The sequence below is a fragment of the Mycolicibacter algericus DSM 45454 genome, assembly GCF_002086455.1.
In the GTDB taxonomy this organism is placed as follows: Bacteria; Actinomycetota; Actinomycetes; order Mycobacteriales; family Mycobacteriaceae; genus Mycobacterium; species Mycobacterium algericum.
The window spans coordinates 1-312 of record NZ_MVHC01000104.1 but is presented as its reverse complement, the minus strand read 5'-3'; the positions used below and the strand labels follow the sequence as shown (position 1 = coordinate 312).

Annotated in this window: 1 protein-coding gene; it reads left to right on the top strand. The window is 63.1% G+C overall.

The genetic code is table 11. From position 1 onward, the window contains the following. Window positions 1–312: transposase (locus BST10_RS22305; protein WP_207567926.1), on the top strand; the 312-nt coding region annotated here is incomplete at both ends.

Genomic DNA, 312 nt, shown 5'->3' with positions numbered 1-312 from the left:
ATGAGGTCTATCCGATCCTCTATATCGACGGTCTGCGGCTGCGGATCGGCGACAACGGGGTCATCACCACCAAGGTGGCCTATCTGGCCATTGGCGTGGATCTCGACGGTCGCAAACACGCCCTGGGCTGCTGGATCCAAGACAGCGAGGGCGCGAAGTTCTGGCAGAAGGTCGTCATCGACCTACGCAACCGCGGCGTGCGCGACATCCTCATCGCCTGCTGCGACGGCCTGACCGGTCTGCCCGATGCGATCCGCTCGATCTACCCCGATACGGTCGTGCAGACGTGCGTGGTGCACGTCATCCGCAACG